At 63.5% G+C, this 22,111-nt stretch carries 16 protein-coding genes; all 16 read left to right on the top strand.

Translation table 11 applies throughout. From position 1 onward, the window contains the following. Nucleotides 1-50 precede the first annotated feature (50 nt). The 16 genes from pilM to gspF all read left to right on the top strand — a co-directional run bounded on the left by pilM (nt 51) and on the right by gspF (nt 22,110). The gene (gene pilM / locus ABX298_RS08910) at nt 51-932 is read left to right on the top strand and encodes a type IV pilus biogenesis protein PilM (protein WP_286100710.1); all 882 of its coding nucleotides are present in this window, start codon (nt 51-53) and stop codon (nt 930-932) included. Further along, nucleotides 929-1,465 carry a PilN domain-containing protein gene (locus ABX298_RS08905; RefSeq protein ID WP_025340959.1) on the top strand — a complete coding sequence of 179 codons (537 nt, stop codon included), beginning with the start codon at nt 929-931 and terminating at the stop codon, nt 1,463-1,465. The genes pilM and ABX298_RS08905 overlap by 4 nt, the downstream gene beginning before the upstream one ends. Before the next feature lie 11 nt (nt 1,466-1,476). Next, nucleotides 1,477-2,478: a pilus assembly protein PilP gene (locus tag ABX298_RS08900; protein WP_367394476.1), complete on the top strand. Its 1,002-nt coding sequence runs from the start codon at nt 1,477-1,479 to the stop codon at nt 2,476-2,478. Then, nucleotides 2,402-3,670, top strand: a complete 1,269-nt coding sequence (locus ABX298_RS08895; protein ID WP_367394320.1) for a type IV pilus secretin PilQ — start codon at nt 2,402-2,404, stop codon at nt 3,668-3,670. Before ABX298_RS08900 ends, ABX298_RS08895 begins: the two co-directional genes overlap by 77 nt. Before the next feature lie 4 nt (nt 3,671-3,674). Then, nucleotides 3,675-4,193 (top strand): shikimate kinase AroK, encoded by a 519-nt coding sequence (aroK, locus tag ABX298_RS08890; protein ID WP_025340956.1) that lies wholly within the window; start codon nt 3,675-3,677, stop codon nt 4,191-4,193. A gap of 96 nt (nt 4,194-4,289) precedes the next feature. Then, nucleotides 4,290-5,387 carry a 3-dehydroquinate synthase gene (gene aroB, locus ABX298_RS08885; RefSeq protein ID WP_015272135.1) on the top strand — a complete coding sequence of 366 codons (1,098 nt, stop codon included), beginning with the start codon at nt 4,290-4,292 and terminating at the stop codon, nt 5,385-5,387. A gap of 15 nt (nt 5,388-5,402) precedes the next feature. Continuing rightward, a complete protein-coding gene (locus ABX298_RS08880) occupies nt 5,403-7,037 on the top strand; it encodes an SPOR domain-containing protein (protein ID WP_367394319.1) in 1,635 nt (544 codons plus the stop codon). Between the two features lie 372 nt (nt 7,038-7,409). Next, nucleotides 7,410-11,855: a glutamate synthase large subunit gene (gene gltB / locus ABX298_RS08875; RefSeq protein WP_025340954.1), complete on the top strand. Its 4,446-nt coding sequence runs from the start codon at nt 7,410-7,412 to the stop codon at nt 11,853-11,855. A gap of 106 nt (nt 11,856-11,961) precedes the next feature. Continuing rightward, a complete protein-coding gene (locus ABX298_RS08870; protein WP_367394318.1) occupies nt 11,962-13,380 on the top strand; it encodes an FAD-dependent oxidoreductase in 1,419 nt (472 codons plus the stop codon). A 230-nt stretch (nt 13,381-13,610) separates the two neighbouring features. Then, nucleotides 13,611-14,675 (top strand): uroporphyrinogen decarboxylase, encoded by a 1,065-nt coding sequence (hemE, locus tag ABX298_RS08865; RefSeq protein ID WP_075046641.1) that lies wholly within the window; start codon nt 13,611-13,613, stop codon nt 14,673-14,675. Between the two features lie 399 nt (nt 14,676-15,074). After that, nucleotides 15,075-16,538: an N-acetylglucosamine-binding protein GbpA gene (gene gbpA, locus ABX298_RS08860; protein WP_075047055.1), complete on the top strand. Its 1,464-nt coding sequence runs from the start codon at nt 15,075-15,077 to the stop codon at nt 16,536-16,538. A gap of 51 nt (nt 16,539-16,589) precedes the next feature. Beyond that, the gene (locus ABX298_RS08855; RefSeq protein WP_367394317.1) at nt 16,590-17,102 is read left to right on the top strand and encodes a cytochrome b; all 513 of its coding nucleotides are present in this window, start codon (nt 16,590-16,592) and stop codon (nt 17,100-17,102) included. Nucleotides 17,103-17,107: 5 nt separating this feature from the next. After that, nucleotides 17,108-17,605 carry a type II secretion system protein N gene (locus ABX298_RS08850; protein WP_367394316.1) on the top strand — a complete coding sequence of 166 codons (498 nt, stop codon included), beginning with the start codon at nt 17,108-17,110 and terminating at the stop codon, nt 17,603-17,605. Then, the gene (gene gspD, locus ABX298_RS08845; protein ID WP_367394315.1) at nt 17,602-19,443 is read left to right on the top strand and encodes a type II secretion system secretin GspD; all 1,842 of its coding nucleotides are present in this window, start codon (nt 17,602-17,604) and stop codon (nt 19,441-19,443) included. The genes ABX298_RS08850 and gspD overlap by 4 nt, the downstream gene beginning before the upstream one ends. Beyond that, the gene (gspE, locus tag ABX298_RS08840; RefSeq protein WP_367394314.1) at nt 19,440-20,903 is read left to right on the top strand and encodes a type II secretion system ATPase GspE; all 1,464 of its coding nucleotides are present in this window, start codon (nt 19,440-19,442) and stop codon (nt 20,901-20,903) included. The genes gspD and gspE overlap by 4 nt, the downstream gene beginning before the upstream one ends. A 1-nt stretch (nt 20,904) precedes the next feature. Further along, on the top strand, nt 20,905-22,110 hold the full coding sequence (gspF, locus tag ABX298_RS08835) for a type II secretion system inner membrane protein GspF (protein WP_075046636.1): 1,206 nt from the start codon (nt 20,905-20,907) through the stop codon (nt 22,108-22,110). Nucleotide 22,111 lies beyond the last annotated feature (1 nt).

Raw genomic sequence — 22,111 nt, 5'->3', positions numbered from 1 at the left:
GGGGCAGGTAGCCGCGACAGATGGCGGCGACAGACAACAAGGATGCCACGATGCTAGGACGCTTCGGCAAGGATGCCGGTTCACTCGTAGGGGTGGAAATTGCCCCCGACTCCGTTCGGATTGTGCAACTGCAGCGGCGTAACCGGCGCTGCCGGGTGCTTGCCTCGGTACAAGAGCCGTTCGAATCAACGGCTGGCAGTGACTGGGCGGCAGAGCCTGGCGCCGTGGCGGCTGCCTTGAGGCGCGCCTACCGACGCAGCGGCCTCAGGCAGCGCCGGGTCGCGCTGGCACTGCCGGGCAACCAGGTGATCTGCAAGCTGTGCCACCTGCCAGTGGAACAGGGCGGGGCAGAAATGGAGGCGCAGCTGCTGGCTGACGCCGAACGGTTGTTTCCATTTCCGCTGGAAGACCTGGCCCTGGATTTTCAGGTACTGGGAGGCTCTAGCGTCCAGCCAGGCTGCGCCGAGGTGATGGTGGCTGCGTGTCGGCAGAGTGCACTGGCGCCACTTGAGGGCATCGTCGAGGAGGCCGGGTTGCAACTGGAGGCCGTGGAGGTCGACAGCATTGCCTTGGGGCGCATGCTGCCGCTGGCCAGGCACCAAAGCTCGGCGCTGCTGCGTATCGAGGCGCAAAGCACCACCCTTCATGGCTGGCAGTCGAGTCGGCCTCAGCAACGGCGTGAGCTGAACCTGGGGCTGTCGACGATAGCCGGGGCGCTGCCGGAGCGCCTGCTGGCCCTGCTTGCCGGTGAGCCTTTGCCCGATTGTCTGTTGATCGCCAGCCGTTCGCCGATCGAGCCGGGCCAGTTGCAGAGCCTCGGCTCCCGGTTGAACCTGCCGTGTCGCCTGGTACCCGAGCTGGCGCGCGTGGAACACGTCGATGGCGCGATGATCCTGGCGTGCGCCCTGGCTCTCGGAGGGTTGCGCCGATGATGCGGCTGAACCTTCTGCCCTGGCGCGAACGGCAACGCCAGGCTGCGTTGCGGTCTTTCCGCAGGCGACTGGTCGCCGGCGCGCTGCTGGCCCTGTGTGGCGTGACGCTGGTCGACCAGCTGGCCCGCCAGCGCGGGCAGCAGCAGGCGCTGGCCAATATCCGGCACCAGGCGGCCCTTGAGGTGTTGGGCGAGCAATTGCAGCCGCTAGCCGATGTGCGTGCGCAGCATGAGGCGCTACTGGCACGTGCGGCGGCGCTGGAAGGCCTGCGTGCCAACCAGGATGTGCTGGCCGGGGTGTTCGCTGACCTCGAGCGGGCGTTGCCAGTGGGTGTGCAACTGCTCGACCTCAGCCTGGAAGACGGCAGCCTGCAGATGACCGGGCTGGCCACGTCCGGTGCCGTGGTCGCGCAGTTCATGCGGGACCTGAGCCGCTCGAGTGCGCTGGTTGGTCTGGAGCTCAAGCGCATCAGGAGCCTGCCGGGCGGCGATGAATTCCTGCTGGGCGCGCGCGTTTCGGCGTTCTGGTCGTGAATGCTGCACAGGTGCTCGGCTGGCTGGCCATGGCAGAACGCTCCAGCCGCTTCAGGCAGCTGGCGCCAGTGCTGATGGCCTTGGCGTTGTTCGGCCTGGGCTGCGCCATACGTCTCCCGGCAGCGCTGCAGCAGCAGGCGCAGGAGGAGGCCCGGCACGCCGAATTGCACGAACAGCATTCAGCCGGCGCGGTGCAGCTGGCCGAGCTGGAGCAACTCCACGCGTCTGTGGCCATTGCCGAGCGACGCTTGCGGGAGGCGTATTGGCACCTGGCGGCCGGGGAGGGCATGAGCGACCTGCTCGAGCGCCTGGCGGCGTCGGGGCATGAGCACGGCTTGCTCATCGAGCGCTTCGATGTACATGAAGATGAACAACAGGCTGGCTTGCGCAAGGTACCGCTGGAGCTACAGGTGGTGGGGCGATACGCGGCCTTGCGCCAGTGGCTGGGCGACTGGTTGGGCCAGGCGCGTGTGCTGCGCAGCGGTGACCTGCAGCTGGCTGCAGCCGATGGCAAGCCTGGCCTGCTGCGCCTGCAGTTGCGGGTTGATGCCTATCAGGCGCTGGCGCCAGTGCCGGAGCCTGCGATGCTTGCGCGCATGCCGGCCAGGGGCGTGACGGCAGCCCCCCCGGTCGACCCGTTTGCGCCTGGGGCGACGCGATTGACGGGCAGCGGGTTGGCCGACGTGCCTTTGGCGCAACTGGAGATGGTCGGCAGCCTGTCGCGAGGGGCGGAACACGAAGCACTGCTGATGGCGGCCGGCAGGCTCTATCGCGTGCGCCCTGGGGACCGGGTCGGGCGGGACCAGGGGGTGGTGGCGAGCGTTGATCAAACCCAGGTCGAAGTACGCGAACGGCTGTTCATGGCAGGGGTGTGGCATGAACGCACGGCGTTCATCACACTCGCAAAGCACCTGGGCAAGGAGGCCCCGGACGACGATGAAAACGTTGATGAAATGGATGCTGGCAGCCCTGCTGCCGGTCCCGCTGGCGTCGGCGACGCCTTATCAGGGTGAACCACTGTCGCTGAACTTCCAGGATGTGGAAGTGCGCTCGGTGCTGCAGGTGCTGGCTGACTATGCTGGCGTCAACCTGGTCGCCAGCGATGCCGTGCAGGGTAGCGTCACCTTGCGCTTGCAGGATGTGCCATGGGACCAGGCGCTGGACCTGGTGCTGCGTAGCAAGGGCCTGGCCCGGCGCCAGGAGGGCAATGTGCTGCTGGTGGCGCCTGCGGCCGAGTTTGCCGCGCAGTCTGTCGATGCCCGTGTGGGCCAGGCACTGGATGCGCAGTTGCAGCCGTTGCGCCGGGAGCTGTTGCCCATCCATCACGCCAAGGCCGCCGAACTTGCGGAGCTGCTGCTGGCGAGCCTGGCGGATGACGGCATCCTCACCGGTCGGGGCAGCCTGAGTGTCGATGAGCGCACCAACACGCTGGTGGTACACCTGCCGGCCGACCGCCTTGCCGAGCTGAGGCAACTGGTGGCGCAGCTGGACGTACCGGTGCGCCAGGTGGCGATCGAGGCGCGTATCGTCGAGGCCAACGTCGATTACGAAAAAAGCCTGGGGGTACGCTGGGGTGGGCCGCTTTACGTTGAAGACCCGCTGCCGGGCAAGGACCTGTTCGTCGACCTCGGGGTGGAGCGGGTGGGCGGCAGTATCGGCCTGGGGCTTCTGCGTGGCGATGTGCTGCTCGACCTGGAGCTCAGTGCCATGGAAAAGAGCGGCAACGGCGAAATCATCTCGCAGCCCAAGGTGGTCACGGCCGACAAGGAAACGGCCAGGATCCTCAAGGGTACCGAGGTGCCGTACCAGGAAACCAGCAAGAGCGGTGCCACCTCGGTAGCGTTCCGCGAAGCCTCGCTGTCGCTGGAGGTAACCCCGCAGATCACCCCGGACAACAAGGTGATCATGACCGTCAGGGTGACCAAGGACGAGCCGGATTACGTCAATGCCTTGAACAACGTACCGCCGATCCGCAAGAACGAGGTCAATGCCAAGGTTCGCGTGGTGGACGGTGAAACGATCGTGATTGGTGGCGTGTACTCGACTTCGCAAAACAATGTGGTCGACAAGGTGCCATTTTTCGGCGATCTGCCGTATGTTGGGCGGCTGTTTCGACGCGATGCATTACAAGAGAAAAAATCCGAGCTGCTGGTCTTCCTGACTCCGCGTATCATGAGTGACCAGGCGATTGCTGTGAGTCGTTGATTCTGTGCGAAATTTGATACTTGTGGGGCCCATGGGCGCTGGTAAAAGCACCATCGGACGCCTATTGGCCAAAGAGCTGCGCCTGCTGTTCAAGGATTCCGACAAGGAAATCGAACTGCGATGCGGCGCCAACATCCCGTGGATTTTCGACAAGGAAGGCGAGCCGGGTTTCCGTGACCGCGAGCAGGCGATGATCGCCGAGCTGTGCGCACTCGACGGCGTGGTCCTGGCGACCGGCGGTGGCGCGGTAATGCGCGAAGCCAACCGTCAGGCCCTGCACCAGGGTGGCCGGGTGATCTACCTGCATGCTTCGGTGGAACAGCAGGTTGGCCGCACCGCGCGTGATCGCAATCGCCCCCTGCTGCGCACCGCCAATCCCGAGGCGACCTTGCGCGCCCTGCTGGAAACCCGCGACCCGCTCTACCGCGAGATCGCCGACCTGGTAGTGGAAACCGACGAGCGGCCGCCACGCATGGTGGTGATCGATATTCTCGAGCGCTTGCAGCAGTTGCCGCCCCGTTAGCCCGGGACTATTCTCGGCCACCAGCGCCGAGGCGAGGTTCAACGTTACCGCGCGGGTGCCCGAACGGCGCCGCGCCCAAGTACATTGTGGGGATACATGCAGACACTAAAGGTCGACCTGGGCGAGCGTAGCTACCCGATCTACATTGGCGAAGGCCTGCTGGACCAGCCCGAGCTGCTGGCGCCGCACATCGCCGGGCGGCAGGTTGCCATCGTTTCCAACGAGACCGTCGCGCCTCTGTATCTCGAACGCCTGAGCAAGACCCTGGGTGCCTATTCGGTGCTGCCGGTGGTATTGCCCGATGGCGAAGCCCACAAGAACTGGGAAACCCTGCAACTGATCTTCGATGGCCTGCTGACTGCACGGCACGACCGCCGCACCACCGTGGTCGCCCTGGGTGGCGGCGTGATCGGTGACATGGCCGGCTTCGCTGCCGCCTGCTACCAGCGCGGCGTCGACTTCATCCAGGTGCCGACCACCTTGCTGTCCCAGGTCGACTCTTCGGTCGGTGGCAAGACCGGCATCAACCACCCGCTGGGCAAGAACATGGTCGGTGCCTTCTACCAGCCCAATGCGGTGCTGATCGATACCACCAGCCTCAAGACCCTGCCGGCACGCGAGCTGTCCGCAGGCCTGGCCGAAGTAATCAAGTACGGCCTGATCTGCGACAAACCGTTCCTCGCCTGGCTCGAGGACAATATGCAGGCGCTGCGTGCCCTCGACCCGGTGGCGCTGACCGAAGCCATCCGCCGCTCCTGTGCGGCCAAGGCCGCGGTGGTGGGGGCCGACGAGCGCGAGTCTGGCGTACGCGCCACGCTGAACCTGGGGCATACCTTCGGGCATGCCATCGAGACCCACATGGGTTACGGCGTGTGGCTGCACGGCGAAGCCGTGGCGGCGGGCACGGTGATGGCCCTGGAGATGTCCATGCGCCTTGGCTGGATCGACCAGGCCGAGCGCGATCGCGGAATCCGCCTGTTGCAGGACGCAGGTTTGCCGGTGGTGCCACCACAGGAAATGACCCCGGCGCATTTCATGGAGCACATGGCGGTCGACAAGAAGGTGCTCGACGGCCGTCTGCGTCTGGTGCTGCTGCGCCAGATGGGCGAGGCCGTGGTGACAGACGACTATCCGAAAGAGATTCTACAGGCCACGTTGTCGGCGGATTACCGCGCGATCGTGGCCCAGCTTTGAGGTTGTGACAGCGCAATGACCAGTTTGCATGCCGATGAGGCCTTTCTCGACCATTACCAGTTGAGCCACGATCCGTTCGCGTCCCGCGTGCCCGGCTTCAAGTTCTTCCCGGCCCAGCGCAAGCCCGTGCTCGGCCAACTGCACCACCTGGCGCGCTACAGCCAGCTGATGCTGGTTGTCACCGGCCCGCTGGGCAGCGGCAAGACCCTGCTGCGCCAGGCCTTGGTGGCCAGTACCAACAAGCAGGCGGTGCAGAGCGTGGTGGTGTCCGCCCGTGGTGCCAGCGATGCCGCCAGTGTACTCGGCCAGGTCGCGCAGAGCCTGGATGTGGCCGAGGCCGAAATGCAGGCGATCCTGGCCAAGGTGGTGCAACTGGCACTGACCGGCCAGGAAGTGTACTTGCTGGTGGACGATGCGGAACAACTCGACGAGTCGGCACTCCAAGCGTTGCTGGAATTGGCGGCGGGTGTGCCGGAAGGGCGCCCGCATGTGTTCCTGTTCGGTGAGCCGTCGCTGATTGCCGGGCTGGACGAGATCAATATCGAGGAAGAACGCTTCCACATCATCGAACTCGCCCCCTACAGTGAAGAAGAAACCCGCGAGTACCTGGAGCAGCGCCTGGAAGGTGCTGGTCGGGGCATCGAGGTGTTCAGCCGTGAACAGATCGTCGATATCCATGAAAACTCTGACGGCTGGCCTGGCAACATCAACCAGGTCGCCCGTGACACTTTGATCGAAGCCATGATCGCCAGCCGCTCGACGGCCAAGCGACCATCCATGGGGTTCAAGATGCCTAAAAAACATGTGCTCGCGCTGTCCGCTGTGGTTGTGGTCGCCGTTGCGGCCGCGGTGTTGATGCCGAAGAAAGGTGACAAGGCGCCTGCCGAAGCGCCTGCCGCCCAGGCCCAGTTGCCGCTTGGCGAGGGCCAGGCCAATGGTGGCAACCCGGCCATCGAGTTCTCGGGTTCGTCCCAGCCGATGCCGCTGCCGCTGGTTGGCCAGTCGCAGCCGGTGATGCGCGAGCCGCTGGCCCAGGCCGCGGGCATGGGTGAGGGTGAAGAGGGTAGCCCGGCCGGTGATACCGCCCTTCAGCCAGGCAACCCGCCGCCAACCGTGACCACCATCGCACCGCCGCAAGGTGTGCCGGCGGGCCCGGCACCGGTACCTGCCCAGCCTGTAGCCACGGCGCCGGCCCAGCCGGTACAGCCGCAACCGCAGCCGGTTGCGCCTGCGCCAAAACCTGTCGCAACCCAGCCTGCCAAGCCGGTTGCGCCAGCCAAGCCTGCACCAGCACCGACCCAGGTCGCCGTGGCCAAGCCGGCCGCCAAGCCTGTCGAGAAGCCGGCAGCCGGTGGCAGCGGCAACAGCGGCTGGTACGCCGGGCAGAAACCGGGCAATTACGTGGTGCAGATCCTGGGTACCAGCTCCGAGGCTTCGGCCCAGGCGTTCGTCAAGGCCCAGGGTGGCGACTATCGCTACTTCAAGAAAAACCTGCAGGGCAAGCCGCTGTACGTAGTCACTTACGGCAACTTCGCCAACCGCGACGCAGCGGTTGCGGCAATCAAGAACTTGCCAGCGAAGGTCCAGGCTGGTAAACCTTGGCCACGTACCGTCGCCAGCGTCCAACAAGAGCTGGCCTCGGCCCGCTGATACCTTCCGGGCGGCACCACCCCGCCGCCCAGTTGCTGAGCGATTACTGACTTTCGAATAGCCTGCTGCGTTGTCACGCGGCAGGCTTTTCTGTCCCAGACTGCCGGCCACAAGCCTTACTTGCAGTCATGGCTGAAACGCTTCAGACTCGAGCCAAGCCGCTATCACGGCGCATGGCGCAAAAACATTCAAAATTGCGACATAAATTTTCAATGGTGAGACATGAAAATTTGTGGGCATCGCTGTCGCTGTGCAACAATGGTTTTCCATGGCCACCGCAAAAAAGCTGGCGTTTGATCGGCGTGGATGGTAAGTGGTTGTTAAAAAAGAGATTTACCTCCGTTGAGAGGTGAACCTGGTGAGAATGTGTCTATGAAAACAGGTCTGTACCATCCCGAAGAATTCAAGGACAACTGTGGTTTTGGCCTGATCGCCCATATGACGGGCGAACCGAGCCACCACCTTCTGCAAACCGCCATGCAGGCACTGACCTGCATGACGCACCGCGGCGGTATCAACGCCGACGGCAAGACCGGTGACGGTTGCGGTCTGCTCATGCAGAAGCCCGATCAATTCCTGCGTGCCGTGGCCCAGGAGCACTTCGCTGTCGAGCTGCCCAAGCAGTACGCTGTCGGCATGGTGTTCTTCAACCAGGACCCGGTCAAAGCCGAAGCCGCCCGCGCCAACATGGACCGCGAAATCCTCGCTGCTGGCCTGAAGCTGGTCGGCTGGCGCAAGGTGCCGATCGATACCAGCGTGCTCGGCCGCCTGGCCCTTGAGCGCCTGCCGCAGATCGAGCAGGTGTTCATCGGCGGTGAAGGCCTGAGCGACCAGGAATTCGCCATCAAGCTGTTCAGTGCCCGTCGCCGTTCGTCCGTGGCCAACGCCCACGACGCCGACCACTACATCTGCAGCTTCTCGCACAAGACCATCATCTACAAAGGCTTGATGATGCCGCGCGATCTCGCGGCCTTCTACCCAGACCTGGGTGACGAGCGCCTGCAAACCGCGATCTGCGTGTTCCACCAGCGCTTCTCCACCAACACCCTGCCGAAATGGCCGCTGGCGCAGCCGTTCCGCTTCCTCGCCCACAACGGCGAGATCAACACCATCACCGGCAACCGCAACTGGGCCATGGCCCGTCGCACCAAGTTCGCCAACGACCTGATCCCCGACCTCGACGAGCTCGGCCCGCTGGTCAACCGCGTCGGCTCCGACTCCTCGAGCATGGACAACATGCTGGAGCTGATGGTCACTGGCGGCATCGACCTGTTCCGTGGCGTGCGCATGCTGGTACCGCCAGCCTGGCAGAACGTTGAGACCATGGACGCCGACCTGCGCGCCTTCTACGAATACAACTCCATGCACATGGAGCCGTGGGATGGCCCGGCCGGTATCGTGATGACCGAAGGCCGCCATGCGGTGTGCCTGCTCGACCGTAACGGCCTTCGCCCGGCGCGCTGGGTGACCACCAAGAACGGCTACATCACCCTGGCGTCGGAAATCGGCGTATGGGACTACAAGCCCGAGGACGTCATCGCCAAGGGCCGCGTCGGCCCGGGCCAGATCTTCGCCGTGGACACCGAAACCGGCCAGATCCTCGACACCGACGCCATCGACAACCGTCTGAAGTCGCGCCACCCGTACAAGCGCTGGCTGCGTCAGCACGCCACGCGCATCCAGGCGACGCTGACCGATGACCAGGGCGTGGCCAGCTACGACGCTGACCAGCTCAAGCAGTACATGAAAATGTTCCAGGTCACCTTCGAAGAGCGTGACCAGGTGCTGCGCCCGCTCGGCGAGCAGGGCCAGGAAGCGGTCGGCTCGATGGGTGACGACACGCCAATGGCCGTGCTGTCGCAGCGCGTGCGTTCGCCGTACGACTTCTTCCGCCAGCAATTCGCCCAGGTGACCAACCCGCCGATCGACCCGCTGCGCGAAGCGATCGTCATGTCCCTGGAAATCTGCCTGGGTGCCGAGCGCAATATCTTCCAGGAATCCCCGGAGCACGCTTCGCGGGTAATCCTCAGCTCGCCGGTCATCTCGCCCGCCAAGTGGCGTTCGCTGATGAACCTGGAGCGCGAAGGCTTCGACCGCCAGCTGATCGACCTCAACTATGAAGAGAGCGTCGGCCTGGAAGCGGCCATCCGCAACATCGCCGACCAGGCTGAAGAAGCCGTGCGCGCTGGCAAGACCCAGCTGGTGCTGAGCGACCGCTACATTGCCCCGGGCAAGCTGCCGGTGCACGCCTCGCTGGCCGTTGGTGCGGTGCACCACCGCCTGACCGAACAGGGCCTGCGTTGCGACAGCAACATCCTGGTGGAAACCGCCACCGCCCGCGACCCGCACCACTTCGCCGTGCTGCTGGGCTTCGGTGCCTCGGCCGTTTACCCGTACCTGGCCTATGAAGTGCTGGCTGACCTGATCCGTACCGGCGAAGTGCTGGGCGACCTGGACGAAGTCTTCAAGTACTACCGCAAGGGCATCTCCAAGGGCCTGCTGAAGATCCTGTCGAAGATGGGTATCTCCACCATCGCCTCGTACCGTGGCGCGCAGCTGTTCGAAGCCATCGGCCTGGCCGAGGAAGTGGTGGGCCTGAGCTTCAAGGGCGTTTCCAGCCGCATCAAGGGTGCGCGCTTCGCAGACCTGGAAAGCGACCAGAAGCTGCTGGCAGCCGAAGCCTGGAGCGCGCGCAAGCCGATCCAGCAAGGCGGCCTGCTGAAGTTCGTCCACGGTGGCGAATACCACGCCTACAACCCGGACGTGGTCAACACCCTGCAGGCTGCCGTGCAGCAGGGCGACTACGCCAAGTTCAAGGAATACACCACGCTGGTCGACCAGCGCCCGGTGTCGATGATCCGCGACCTGCTGAAGGTGAAAGTGGCCGACCAGCCGCTGCCGCTGGAGCAGATCGAGCCGCTGGAGGCGATCCTCAAGCGCTTCGACTCCGCCGGTATCTCGCTGGGTGCACTGTCGCCAGAGGCCCACGAAGCGCTGGCCGAGGCGATGAACCGCCTGGGCGCGCGTTCCAACTCTGGCGAGGGCGGTGAAGACCCGTCGCGCTACGGCACCATCAAGAGCTCGAAGATCAAGCAGGTAGCCACCGGCCGCTTTGGCGTGACCCCGGAGTACCTGGTCAACGCCGAAGTGCTGCAGATCAAGGTTGCCCAGGGCGCCAAGCCCGGTGAAGGCGGCCAGCTGCCAGGCGGCAAGGTCAACGGCCTGATCGCCAAGCTGCGTTACGCGGTACCGGGCGTGACCCTGATCTCGCCGCCGCCGCACCACGACATCTACTCGATCGAAGACCTGGCCCAGCTGATCTACGACCTCAAGCAGGTCAACCCGCAGGCCCTGGTTTCGGTCAAGCTGGTGGCAGAAGCTGGCGTCGGCACCATCGCCGCCGGTGTGGCCAAGGCCTATGCCGACCTGATCACCATCTCCGGCTACGACGGTGGTACCGGTGCTTCGCCGCTGACCTCGATCAAGTATGCCGGCGCCCCATGGGAGCTGGGCCTGGCCGAGACCCACCAGACCCTGCGCGGCAACGACCTGCGCGGCAAGGTACGGGTACAGACCGACGGTGGCCTGAAGACCGGCCTGGACGTGATCAAGGCAGCCATCCTCGGCGCCGAAAGCTTCGGCTTCGGTACCGCGCCGATGATCGCCCTGGGCTGCAAGTACCTGCGCATCTGCCACCTGAACAACTGCGCCACCGGCGTGGCCACCCAGAACGACAAGCTGCGCAAGGACCACTACATCGGCACCGTCGACATGGTGATCAACTTCTTCACCTTCGTCGCCGAAGAAACCCGTGAGTGGCTGGCCAAGCTGGGCGTGCGTAGCCTCGGCGAGCTGATCGGCCGTACCGACCTGCTCGACGTGCTGCCAGGCGACACCGAACGCCAGCAGTACCTGGACCTGTCGCCGCTGCTGGGCAGCTCGCACATCCCGGCTGACAAGCCGCAGTTCTGCGAAGTCGACAAGAACCCGCCGTTCGACCAGGGCGAGCTAGCCGAGAAGATGGTGGAAATGGCCATGCCGGCCATCCGCGACCAGGCCGGTGGCGAGTTCAGCCTCGACATCTGCAACTGCGACCGCTCCATCGGTGCGCGCGTGTCGGGCGAAATCGCCCGCCTGCATGGCAACCAGGGCATGGCCGCGGCGCCGATCACCTTCCGCTTCAAGGGTACTGCGGGCCAGAGCTTCGGCGTGTGGAACGCCGGTGGCCTGAACCTGCACCTGGAAGGCGACGCCAACGACTACGTCGGCAAGGGCATGACCGGTGGCAAGGTCACCATCGTGCCGCCAGCCGGCAGCCCGTTCGAAACCCAGCACAGCGCCATCGTCGGCAACACCTGCCTGTACGGCGCCACCGGCGGCAAGCTGTTCGCCGCTGGTACTGCTGGCGAGCGCTTCGCTGTACGTAACTCCGGCGCCCACGCTGTTGTCGAGGGCACTGGCGATCACTGCTGTGAATACATGACCGGCGGCTTTGTCTGCGTGCTGGGCAAGACCGGTTACAACTTCGGTTCTGGCATGACTGGCGGCTTCGCCTACGTGCTCGACATGGACAATACCTTCGTCGACAAGCTCAACCATGAGCTGGTGGAAATCCAGCGTATCAGTGGTGAAGCGATGGAGGCCTACCGCAGCCACCTGGCGCGGGTCCTTGCCGAGTACGTGGAAGAGACTGGCAGCGAGTGGGGGCGTGAGCTCTCGGAGAACCTGGACGACTACGTGCGGCGCTTCTGGCTGGTGAAGCCGAAGGCAGCCAACCTGAAGCAACTGCTGTCCAGCACCCGTGCCAACCCGCAGTAACAACAGCTGCAAGTGACGGCCCCGTGCGCGGGGCCTGTCGTGCTCAAGTGATCGTCTTGCAGCTTGCAGCCTGAGGCTGGCAACTGCGGTAAAGAGGTTTTGAAAAATGGCTGAACGTCTGAACAACGACTTCCAGTTCATCGAAGTGGGCCGCAAGGACCCGAAGAAAAAGCTGCTGCGCCAGCGCAAGAAGGAGTTCGTGGAAATCTACGAGCCGTTCAAGCCGCAGCAGTCCGTGGAGCAGGCGCACCGCTGCCTGGGCTGCGGTAACCCGTATTGCGAATGGAAGTGCCCGGTACACAACTTCATCCCCAACTGGTTGAAGCTGGTATCCGAAGGCAACATCCTGGCCGCGGCGGAACTGTCGCACCAGACCAACACCCTGCCGGAAGTGTGCGGCCGCGTATGCCCGCAGGACCGCCTGTGCGAGGGTGCCTGCACCCTGAACGACGGCTTCGGTGCGGTGACCATCGGCTCGGTGGAGAAGTACATCACCGACACCGCCTTCGCCATGGGCTGGCGCCCGGACATGTCCAAGGTCAAGCCAACCGGCAAGCGCGTCGCCATCATCGGTGCCGGCCCGGCCGGCCTGGGCTGTGCCGACGTGCTGGTACGTGCCGGCGTGACCCCGGTGGTGTTCGACCGCAACCCGGAAATCGGCGGCCTGCTGACCTTCGGTATTCCCGAGTTCAAGCTGGAAAAGACCGTGCTAAGCAACCGCCGTGAAGTGTTCACCGGCATGGGCATCGAGTTCCGCCTGAACACCGAGGTGGGCAAGGACGTGACCATGGAGCAACTGCTCGCCGAGTACGACGCGGTGTTCATGGGCATGGGTGCCTACACCTACATGAAGGGCGGCTTCCCGGGCGAGGACCTGCCGGGCGTGCATGATGCGCTGGACTTCCTGATCGCCAACGTCAACCGCAACCTGGGCTTCGAGAAGTCGCCGGAAGACTTCGTCGACATGCAGGGCAAGAAGGTGGTGGTACTGGGCGGTGGTGACACCGCGATGGACTGCAACCGCACCTCGATCCGCCAGGGCGCCAAGTCGGTGACCTGCGCCTATCGCCGTGACGAGGCCAACATGCCGGGTTCGCGTCGTGAGGTGAAGAACGCCAAGGAAGAGGGCGTGAAGTTCCTCTACAACCGCCAGCCTATCGCCATTGTCGGCGAGGACAAGGTCGAAGGCGTAAAGGTGGTCGAGACTCGTCTCGGCGAGCCGGATGCCCGTGGCCGCCGCAGCCCGGAGCCGATCCCGGGGTCCGAAGAGATCCTGCCGGCCGATGCCGTGGTCATCGCCTTCGGCTTCCGCCCAAGCCCGGCGCCGTGGTTCGAGCAGCATGGCATCCAGCTGGATAGCCAGGGCCGCGTGGTGGCACCGGAGAAGGGCAAGTTCAAGCACCAGACCAGCAACCCGAAAGTGTTTGCCGGTGGCGACATGGTGCGTGGGTCGGACCTGGTGGTGACGGCTATCTTCGAAGGGCGTACTGCTGCTGAGGGTATCCTGGACTACCTGGAAGTCTGAGGTTGCCTGTACTGGCCTCATCGCCGGCAAGCCAGCTCCCACAAGGGCTGCGGCTCACCCTGTGGGAGCTGGCTTGCCGGCGATAGGGCCATCGGCACCCCCATCATTAGAATTTTGTATACAAAATCTATTGATCCAGGACATACCTATAGAGAAAAGGCACGGCAAACGGCCGTGCCTTTTCTTTGTGCGTCTGAGAAAATGCCCGCACTATTTTTCCGGATGCCGACATGACTGCCCTGAAGAACGATCGTTTCCTGCGTGCACTGCTCAAGCAACCCGTAGACGTCACCCCGGTGTGGATGATGCGCCAGGCCGGCCGCTACCTGCCGGAGTACCGCGCCAGCCGCGCCAAGGCCGGTGACTTCATGAGCCTGTGCATGAACCCGCAGTTCGCCTGCGAGGTCACCCTGCAGCCGCTGGACCGCTACCCGCTGGACGCGGCGATCCTGTTCTCGGACATCCTCACCATCCCCGATGCCATGGGCCTGGGCCTGTACTTCGAAAGCGGCGAAGGCCCGCGTTTCAAGAAGGTCATCAGCACACCGGCCGACATCGAAGCGCTGCCGATCCCCGACCCGCAGAAAGACCTTGGCTACGTGATGGACGCGGTCAGCACCATCCGCCGCGAGCTCAACGGCCGCGTGCCGCTGATCGGGTTCTCCGGCAGCCCGTGGACCCTGGCCACCTACATGGTCGAAGGCGGCTCGTCGAAGGACTTCCGCAAGACCAAGGCCATGGCCTACGACAACCCGCAGGCCCTGCACCTGCTGCTGGACAAGCTGGCCCAGTCGGTCACCAGCTACCTCAACGGCCAGATCCTCGCTGGTGCCCAGGCCGTGCAGATTTTCGACACCTGGGGCGGCAACCTGTCGGCGGCGGCTTACCAGGAGTTCTCCCTGGCCTACATGCGCAAGATCGTCAGCGGCCTGATCCGCGAGCACGAAGGGCGCAAGGTGCCGGTGATCCTGTTCACCAAGAACGGCGGCCTGTGGCTGGAAAGCATCGCCGAAGCCGGCGCCGACGCGCTGGGCCTGGACTGGACCTGCGAGATCGGCGATGCCCGCCGCCGCGTGGGTGACAAGGTGGCGCTGCAGGGCAATATGGACCCGACCGTGCTGTACGCCAAGCCCGAAGCTATCCGTAAGGAAGTGGCGCGTATCCTGGCCAGCTATGGCCACGGCACAGGCCATGTGTTCAACCTGGGCCACGGCATCACACCGGAAGTCGACCCGGAGCACGCCGGTGTGTTCATCAACGCCGTGCATGAGCTGTCGGCGCAATATCACGCTTGATTCGAGGCTCCCCGAGGTTTCGGGTCGGGGAGTCTTTCGCAAGCCTGCTCGCATCAGATTGGGGATATTTCCCTGATGTTGAACAGGCTTGTTCAAGTTACATGTCAGCGTTTCACCAAGAAAGTTGCATGTCGCTGTGAATCTTTCGATGTAGAGGAAGTTCTCGACATTGAAGATCGATAGTAATCCCTTCTCGCGTCTTTAGCGCTTTTGTTTCGAAAGTCCCTACATGGAAATTGCCTCAAGGCCGCGAGAAAAGACCGCGGCCTGCCAGGTTTATTCCTACATGAACGCAAAGTTGTTTTCTTTACTCTCCGCGCTCCATTCGCGCTGAAGGTGCATTGCATTTCAATAAATGCGCCTTTACGCATTTAACCAGCAATGCGTTCGGAGTTCGTGATGAATACAAGAAAGACCCTGCGAAAAAGCGTTGTCGCCACCGGTGTGTGGATGGCGATCGTAGGTGCAGGTTTGCAGGCGCAAATCGCCAATGCACATGGTTACCTGGCTGACCCTCCGTCTCGTGCAGCGCTCTGCCATGCAGGTTTTAAAAACCTGAACGTCAACTGCGGAGGTGCTCAGTACGAACCGTGGTCGGTCGGCGAAGTGATAGGGCGCTTTCCAAGCCAAGGCCCCGAGAATGGAAAAATCGCCAGTGGTGGTGTTCGAAGCGACTTTGCCGCACTCGATGAGCAATCAGCCAATCGTTGGCATCTGACCCCGGTCGTGGACCGTAACATGCAGTTCGACTGGCATTATGAAGCCCCGCATCCGGTGCGGTCGTGGGAGTACTTCATTACCAAGGCGGATTGGAACCCCAACGCTGCGCTGACCCGTGACTCATTCGATTCGACCCCGTTCTGTGCGTTGGATGGCAGCAACCAGATACCGGCAAAAGGTACTGGCACCAATCCAAGGCACAGCTGCACATTGCCAGCCGACCGTTCGGGCCAGCACGTGATTCTCGCCGTCTGGAAGGTTGGCGATACCGATAAGGCTTTCCACAGTGTCGCTGACGTCGATATCCAGCTGGATGGCGGCCCGGTCCCTGAGTGGCCGCGCCTGGCTGAAATCAGCGCCAGCCGTGACCTTGAAGTTGGGGACAAAGTTACTGCCAGGGCATTCGATGCCAATGGGGAGCGTCCTGCAAACCATGTAAGCATCAAGATCGAAAATGCCGAAGAAGCCATAGCTGCCAACTGGGCTTATAAGCTCGCCAAGCAGATCAACGAAACCCAGACGTTGGTACGTGCCGGTAAAATGGATGCGGACGGTAATATCGAGCCTGTGCAGGGCTCCAACAGCATCTTTGCCAAAACCGAAAGTGGGCTGACCAACTATCTTCTGCACTTTGAAACGGCCGCTGGCGAGCAGGCCACGATGCACCTGCACGATGTCAAACCCGAATACACGATCACCGACGGCAAGGGTGGTGTGGATTTCACCGTCATGACCAACAAGGCCCTGACAGTGACAGCGCGGCTGTTCGATACCAACAAGAAGCAGGTTTCTTACTCGCGCCAGAGCGTCAACGGCACCGAGCCGTTCGTGCTGAATGTCGAAAGTACCGAAGGCGAGCATACCCTCAAGGTCGTAGGCGTGGACAAGCGTGAGCGGGTGCTGCTGCAGGACGAGAAGACGGTTCAGCTCAAAGCGGCTGGCGATGGGGCTCACGACTTCGTTTTCCCGGAATCGCTGTCGAGCTACAAGGCTGGCACAACAGTGCTGCAGCCTAAGAACGGCAAGGTCTACGAGTGCCAGCCGTTCCCTAACTCGGGCTACTGCGGGCAGTACTCCGCGGCTGCCAACCAGTTCGAGCCAGGTGTTGGCTCCGACTGGAACATGGCCTGGACCGAGAAGTAAAGCGTCCGACCTGGCCCCTTCCGGAGGGGCCAGGCTCCTCGAGTACTATCTATGCAAGTACAAAAATATTGCTGGCAGCAGATCCTCCTGCACTGGATCTCTGCCACGGTCATCATTTGGGTCTTGATCAGCGGTTTCTACGTGGCGTACCTGAATGTCTCCCCCGCTACACGCCACTTTGTGGCATTCGTCAATGTGGCCATGACGACGCTGTTCATCCCGGTATTCATGCTGCGCTGGCTGTTGCGCCTGACCAGACCCAAACCACGCAGCCCGCATGACCATCTCAAGCACCAGCGCATCGCTCATGTCGCCCATGAGGGCTTGTACTGGACCACAGCTATCGTGCTGTTGTCCGGTGTGCTGATGATGGATCGGGTCATCGATGTGTTCGGTTGGTTCTCAATCGCGCCCATGCTGAGCGACCCGTTCTGGCACAGCGTCTGGTTCAAGACTCACATCGCTTCCTGCCTGTTGCTAGGCCTTGGCGTTTCGATGCACATCGCCGCCGTGCTCTTGCATGAGCTGTCCGGGCGGCGCGTGCTGAGGCGGATGCTGCCCTGATTACGATGAAGCGCTCGTCGTATCTGACTTGGCTGGCGTTCGTGCTGGTAACGCTTGCCTGCCTGGCATGGCGTGAAAGCGTTTATCCCGCAGTTGCGCCCCCGGTCGTCCAGGACCCGCCGGTGACGACAGCGGCTTTGCCAGAAAAACCATTGTCGGCGGCTACCTTGGCCCTGGCGTTCGGCTTTCAGGCGCCGGGTCAACGGCAGTCGAGCCGGGCGGATATCGCCCTCAAGGCCAGCTTCGTTTCCAGCCAGGGCGATGCCCGAGCGTTGGTGAGAAGCGACAGCGGCGAGGCTATCTATCGCGTCGGAGACCGGTTACCTGGCCATGGCGTGCTGCGCCAAATAAATGTGCGTTCCATCGTGCTGTGGATCGACGGCCGCGAGGAAGTCGTGTCGTTGTCCAGCGATACCCCCTCTGTATTTCTGCCCACGGGTGCGGCGACTCGCCCGCGCCCTGTTTCAGACCCCTCAGCCCGCCTGTTGCGGGAGGTGCAATGACTCTGATGCGATACTTGCGCGCCGCCTCGTTCGGCGCCTCACTTACCCTTGCCTGCTCCCAGGCGCTTGCTGAGGCACCCACCTGGCAACTGGCGATGAGCGATGCCGACGTGCGCGACGTGGTGCGTGAGGTGGGGGCGATCCTTGACCAGCCGATCATTCTCGACCCGCGCGTGCAGGGGCGCATCACCGTCCTTTCGAACGAGGCGCTTGATCGCGAAGGGATACGGCGGCTGTTCTACTCGGTGCTCAATGCCCAGGGCTTTGCCGCCGTGAACGACGGCGACCGCTTGCTGGTGCTGCCTGCAAGCGAAGCCAAGGCCTGGGCAAACCAGCAGGTGGAGGCCATACCGGCAGCGGTCACCACACGGGTTTTCAACCTGTCGGGCAGTGTCGCTGCCGATCTGGCCGGCTTGCTGCGGCCGTTGGTTTCCAGCAATGGCTACATTGGACCGTCCAGCTCCGCCAACGCCCTGGTGATCACCGACTCCGCAGCCAACCTGGACCGCCTGGAAAACCTGGTCCTGCAGCTCGACAGTGGCCAGCGGCATGATCATGAACTGGTGACCTTGCGCAAAGCCCAGGCCGAGGTTGTGTTCCCGGTGGTCGAAGCCGCCGCCGGTGGCCCGGACAGCGGCGTTCGCGTACTGGCTGACATGAACGGCAACCGTCTTCTGATCCTGGGCCCGATCAAGTCCAGGCAACGTCTTGCGCAACTGACCCGCTCGCTGGATGTACCGGTTCCGGCCAATTCGCAGAACTGGCGGGTGGTGCGCCTGCAACACAGCAGTGCCGAGCAGCTTGCCGAAGTATTGGGTGAGGTGGGCAAGCGGCTCGATGGTACGCCGGGCACCAAGGCTCTGGGCGCGGACCTCCCCGGCGAGGCCATGGTCAAGGCCGATGCCAGCCAGAACGCCCTGGTGATAATGGGCGAGCCGCAGACGCTGGGCCGCGTGGAGCAGATCATCCAACAACTGGACCAGCCCCGGGCGCAAGTGCTGATCCATGCGGCAATCGTCGAAGTCAGTGGCAGCATCGATGAAGCGTTGGGCCTGCAATGGGGCATCGACAAAGGTGGCCTCAAAGGCGGCGTTACCTTCAGCGAAAGTGGTGCTGCCCTGGCCGACCTGCTGGGCAAGGAAACCAAGCTGCCGGGGGGCGTCGCCCTGGCCATTGGCTCGGACCGTTTTGCCGCGCTGGTTTCGGCCTTGGCCAGCAATAGCCGCAGCAACCTGTTGTCGACGCCGAGCCTGCTGACCTTGGACAACCAGGAGGCGCAGATCCTGGTAGGCCAGAACGTGCCGTTCAAGACCGGCTCCTACGTTACCCCCGGTAGTGGTTCGGAGAACCCCTTTACCACAGTCGAGCGCAAGGACATCGGTATCAGCCTGAAGGTGCGCCCGCACATCAATGAAGGGCGCAGCCTGCGCCTCGAGGTCGAGCAGGAAAGCTCGGAAATTGCGCCCAGCACGGCCGAGAACGACCTGATCACCAACAAGCGCACGCTCAAGAGCACCATCTTGGCTGCCGATGGCGAGATTATCGTGATCGGCGGCCTGATCAAGGACAGCATGCGCAAGGTAGAGCGCGGTGTTCCGCTGCTCAGCCGAATCCCATGGGTGGGCGGTCTGTTCCGGTGGCGCAGCGATACTCAGGAAAAAACCAACCTGATGGTCTTCCTGCGCCCGACCATTCTGCGCAGCCAGGCCGAGCTGGTCGAGACGGGGCGACGCGCCTACGAAGGGGTACGCGCTGCGGATGATTCGACCCTGCCGGAAGATCCCCGGCAGATGTTCGAGTCGCAGGCTCTGCCCGGCGCGCCAGGGCCACGCTCATGAACAGCGACCTGCCGTTCAGCTTTGCCCGACGTCACGGTATCCTGCTCGATCGCCAGGCGGCTGAGCCTGCCTTGCTGATGCGAGAAGGCACTTCGCTGGCCGCCCTTGCCGAAGCCTGCCGTGTGGTGGGCAGCAACTGGCACCTGCGGCGTGTCAGCGATGCCGACTTCGCCGAGCGCCTGGCCAGTTGCTACGGCCCCGGCCAGGATGCAGCGCAGGCCGTTGTTCAGGGCCTGGACCGGGAAATCGACCTGGCGCAGCTGGCTGAAGCCTTGCCGCAAACCAGCGACCTGCTGGAGCAACAGGACGATGCGCCGATCATCCGCCTGCTCAATGCCTTGTTCAGCGAGGCGGTGAGGGCCCGGGCCTCGGACGTCCACCTGGAAACCTTCGAGCATCAGCTGCGCGTACGCATGCGTATCGACGGCGTCATGCGCGAGGTGCTGGCGCCACCACGGGAGCTATCTGCACTGCTGGTTTCGCGCATCAAGGTCATGGCGCGCCTGGACATCGCCGAGAAGCGCGTGCCTCAGGATGGCCGGATCAGCCTGCGCCTGGCCGGCCACGAAGTGGATGTGCGGGTGTCGACCTTGCCCGCCGCCCATGGCGAGCGGGTGGTACTGCGTTTGCTGGACAAGCAGGCAATGCGTCTGGACATCGACCATATGCAGATGCCTGGCTCTGTGCGTGCTGGCTTCATGCGCATGCTGGAGAAACCACATGGCATTTTCCTGGTCACCGGGCCCACCGGTTCCGGCAAGACCACAACGCTGTACACCGCGCTTTCGTACCTCAACCAGGTATCGCGCAATATCCTCACCGTCGAAGACCCGGTCGAGTACTACCTTCCCGGCATCGGCCAGACCCAGGTCAACACCAAGGTCGACATGACCTTCGCCCGGGGGCTGCGTGCCATCTTGCGACAGGACCCCGACGTGGTCATGGTGGGCGAGATCCGTGATCGGGAGACCGCCGAGATTGCGGTGCAGGCCTCGTTGACGGGCCACCTGGTGCTGTCCACCTTGCATACCAACAGCGCTCTGGGCGCAATCACACGCCTTGCCGACATGGGCATCGATACTTGCCTGCTCGCATCTTCACTGGCCGGGATCATGGCCCAGCGCCTGGTGCGACGGCTTTGCCCCCACTGCCGGGTCGAACATGAAGTGGACGAGGCCACGGCCAGCGTCCTGGGCCACCCGGCCGAATTGCCGCCGCGGCTCTACAAGGCGCAGGGCTGTAGCGAATGCCAGCTGGGTTACAGCGGGCGCCTGGCGTTGCACGAGATGCTGGTGGTAAAGCCCGCGTTGGCCCAGGCGATTCATGCCCGGGCGTCTCAGGACGACATGCTCGAATTGATCCGCGTGGATACACCAAGCCTGTTCCAGCATGGCGTCCAGCGTGTCTGCCAGGGGCAGACAAGCGTGGCAGAACTGCTGCGCGTGACGGGGCAGGACTGACATGGCGCTGTTCCGCTACCAGGCCCAGGATGCCAAGGGTGTGCGCCAGCGAGGCACCGTGGAGGCGTCGGGTGCGCGCCAGGCCCGGCAAACATTGCGCGAGCAAGGGTTGTTGGTGCTGAGCATGAGCCCCTTGGGGGCATCCCCTTTGGCCCGGTTGCTGGCACGCAATACCCTGAGCCTGGCCCGGCGCTCGCTGCTGACGCGCCAGCTGGCGACTCTGCTGCATGCCGGGGTGCCGTTGACCGAGGCGTTGCAGGCAGTTGCCGAGCAGAGTACGCCGCGCCACGTACGTCAGGTATTGCGCGGCGTGGCTGAGCGGGTTGCCGAAGGCCATGCGCTGGCGCAGGCCCTGGCGCACTACCCACAGGCATTTCCCATGGTTTATCGGGCCACCGTGGCCGCTGCCGAACGTTCCGGCCACCTGGCGGGCGTGCTCGAGCGTTTGGCCGAGCATGGCGAGAACCATCAGGCCCTGCGGCAGAAGGTACAGCTGGCGATGGTTTACCCGGTGATCCTGCTGGTTGTCTCGTTGCTGGTGGTGGGTTTTCTGCTGGGCTATGTGGTGCCAGACGTGGTGCAGGCCTTTTCGCGTGACCATGCACAACTGCCGCTGGCAACGCGAGTGCTGATCACCTTGAGCGATGCCACGAACCATTATGGCTTGGCAGCGCTGGCGCTATTGGCCATGGCCATCGCACTGGTTGCCTGTGCCCTTCGCCAACCGGCACGGCGCAGGCAATGGCATGGCTTTTCACTGCGCCTGCCCGGATATGGCGAATTCGTCCGGGCCAGTGAAGCGGCCCGCTTCATCAGCACCCTTGCGATCCTGGGGCGCAGCGGCGTGGTATTGGTCGAGGCGATGAACATCAGCGCGGCCGTGATTGGCAACCTGATTCTACGCGAGCGCCTGCTGCGGGCCGCCCGTGAGCTGGGCGAGGGCACCACGCTGGCCAACTGCCTGGCACGCAGCGAAGCCTTGCCACCGCTGATGCTGCACATGATCGCCAGCGGCGAACGCGCCGGTGAGCTGGACACCATGCTCGAACGTGCCGCAGACCTTCAGGCCAAACAACTGGCAGGGCGTATTTCCTTGCTGGTGAGTCTCTGCGAGCCCCTGATGCTGCTGGTGATGGGGGGCATCGTGCTGTTCATCGTGCTCGCCATCCTGCTGCCGATCCTCAACCTCAACCAACTGGTCAACTGAC

Origin of the sequence: Pseudomonas sp. X4 (genome assembly GCF_040784925.1) — a bacterium.
GTDB lineage: Bacteria > Pseudomonadota > Gammaproteobacteria > Pseudomonadales > Pseudomonadaceae > Aquipseudomonas > Aquipseudomonas putida_Z.
This window is presented reverse-complemented; position numbering and strand designations above follow the sequence as displayed.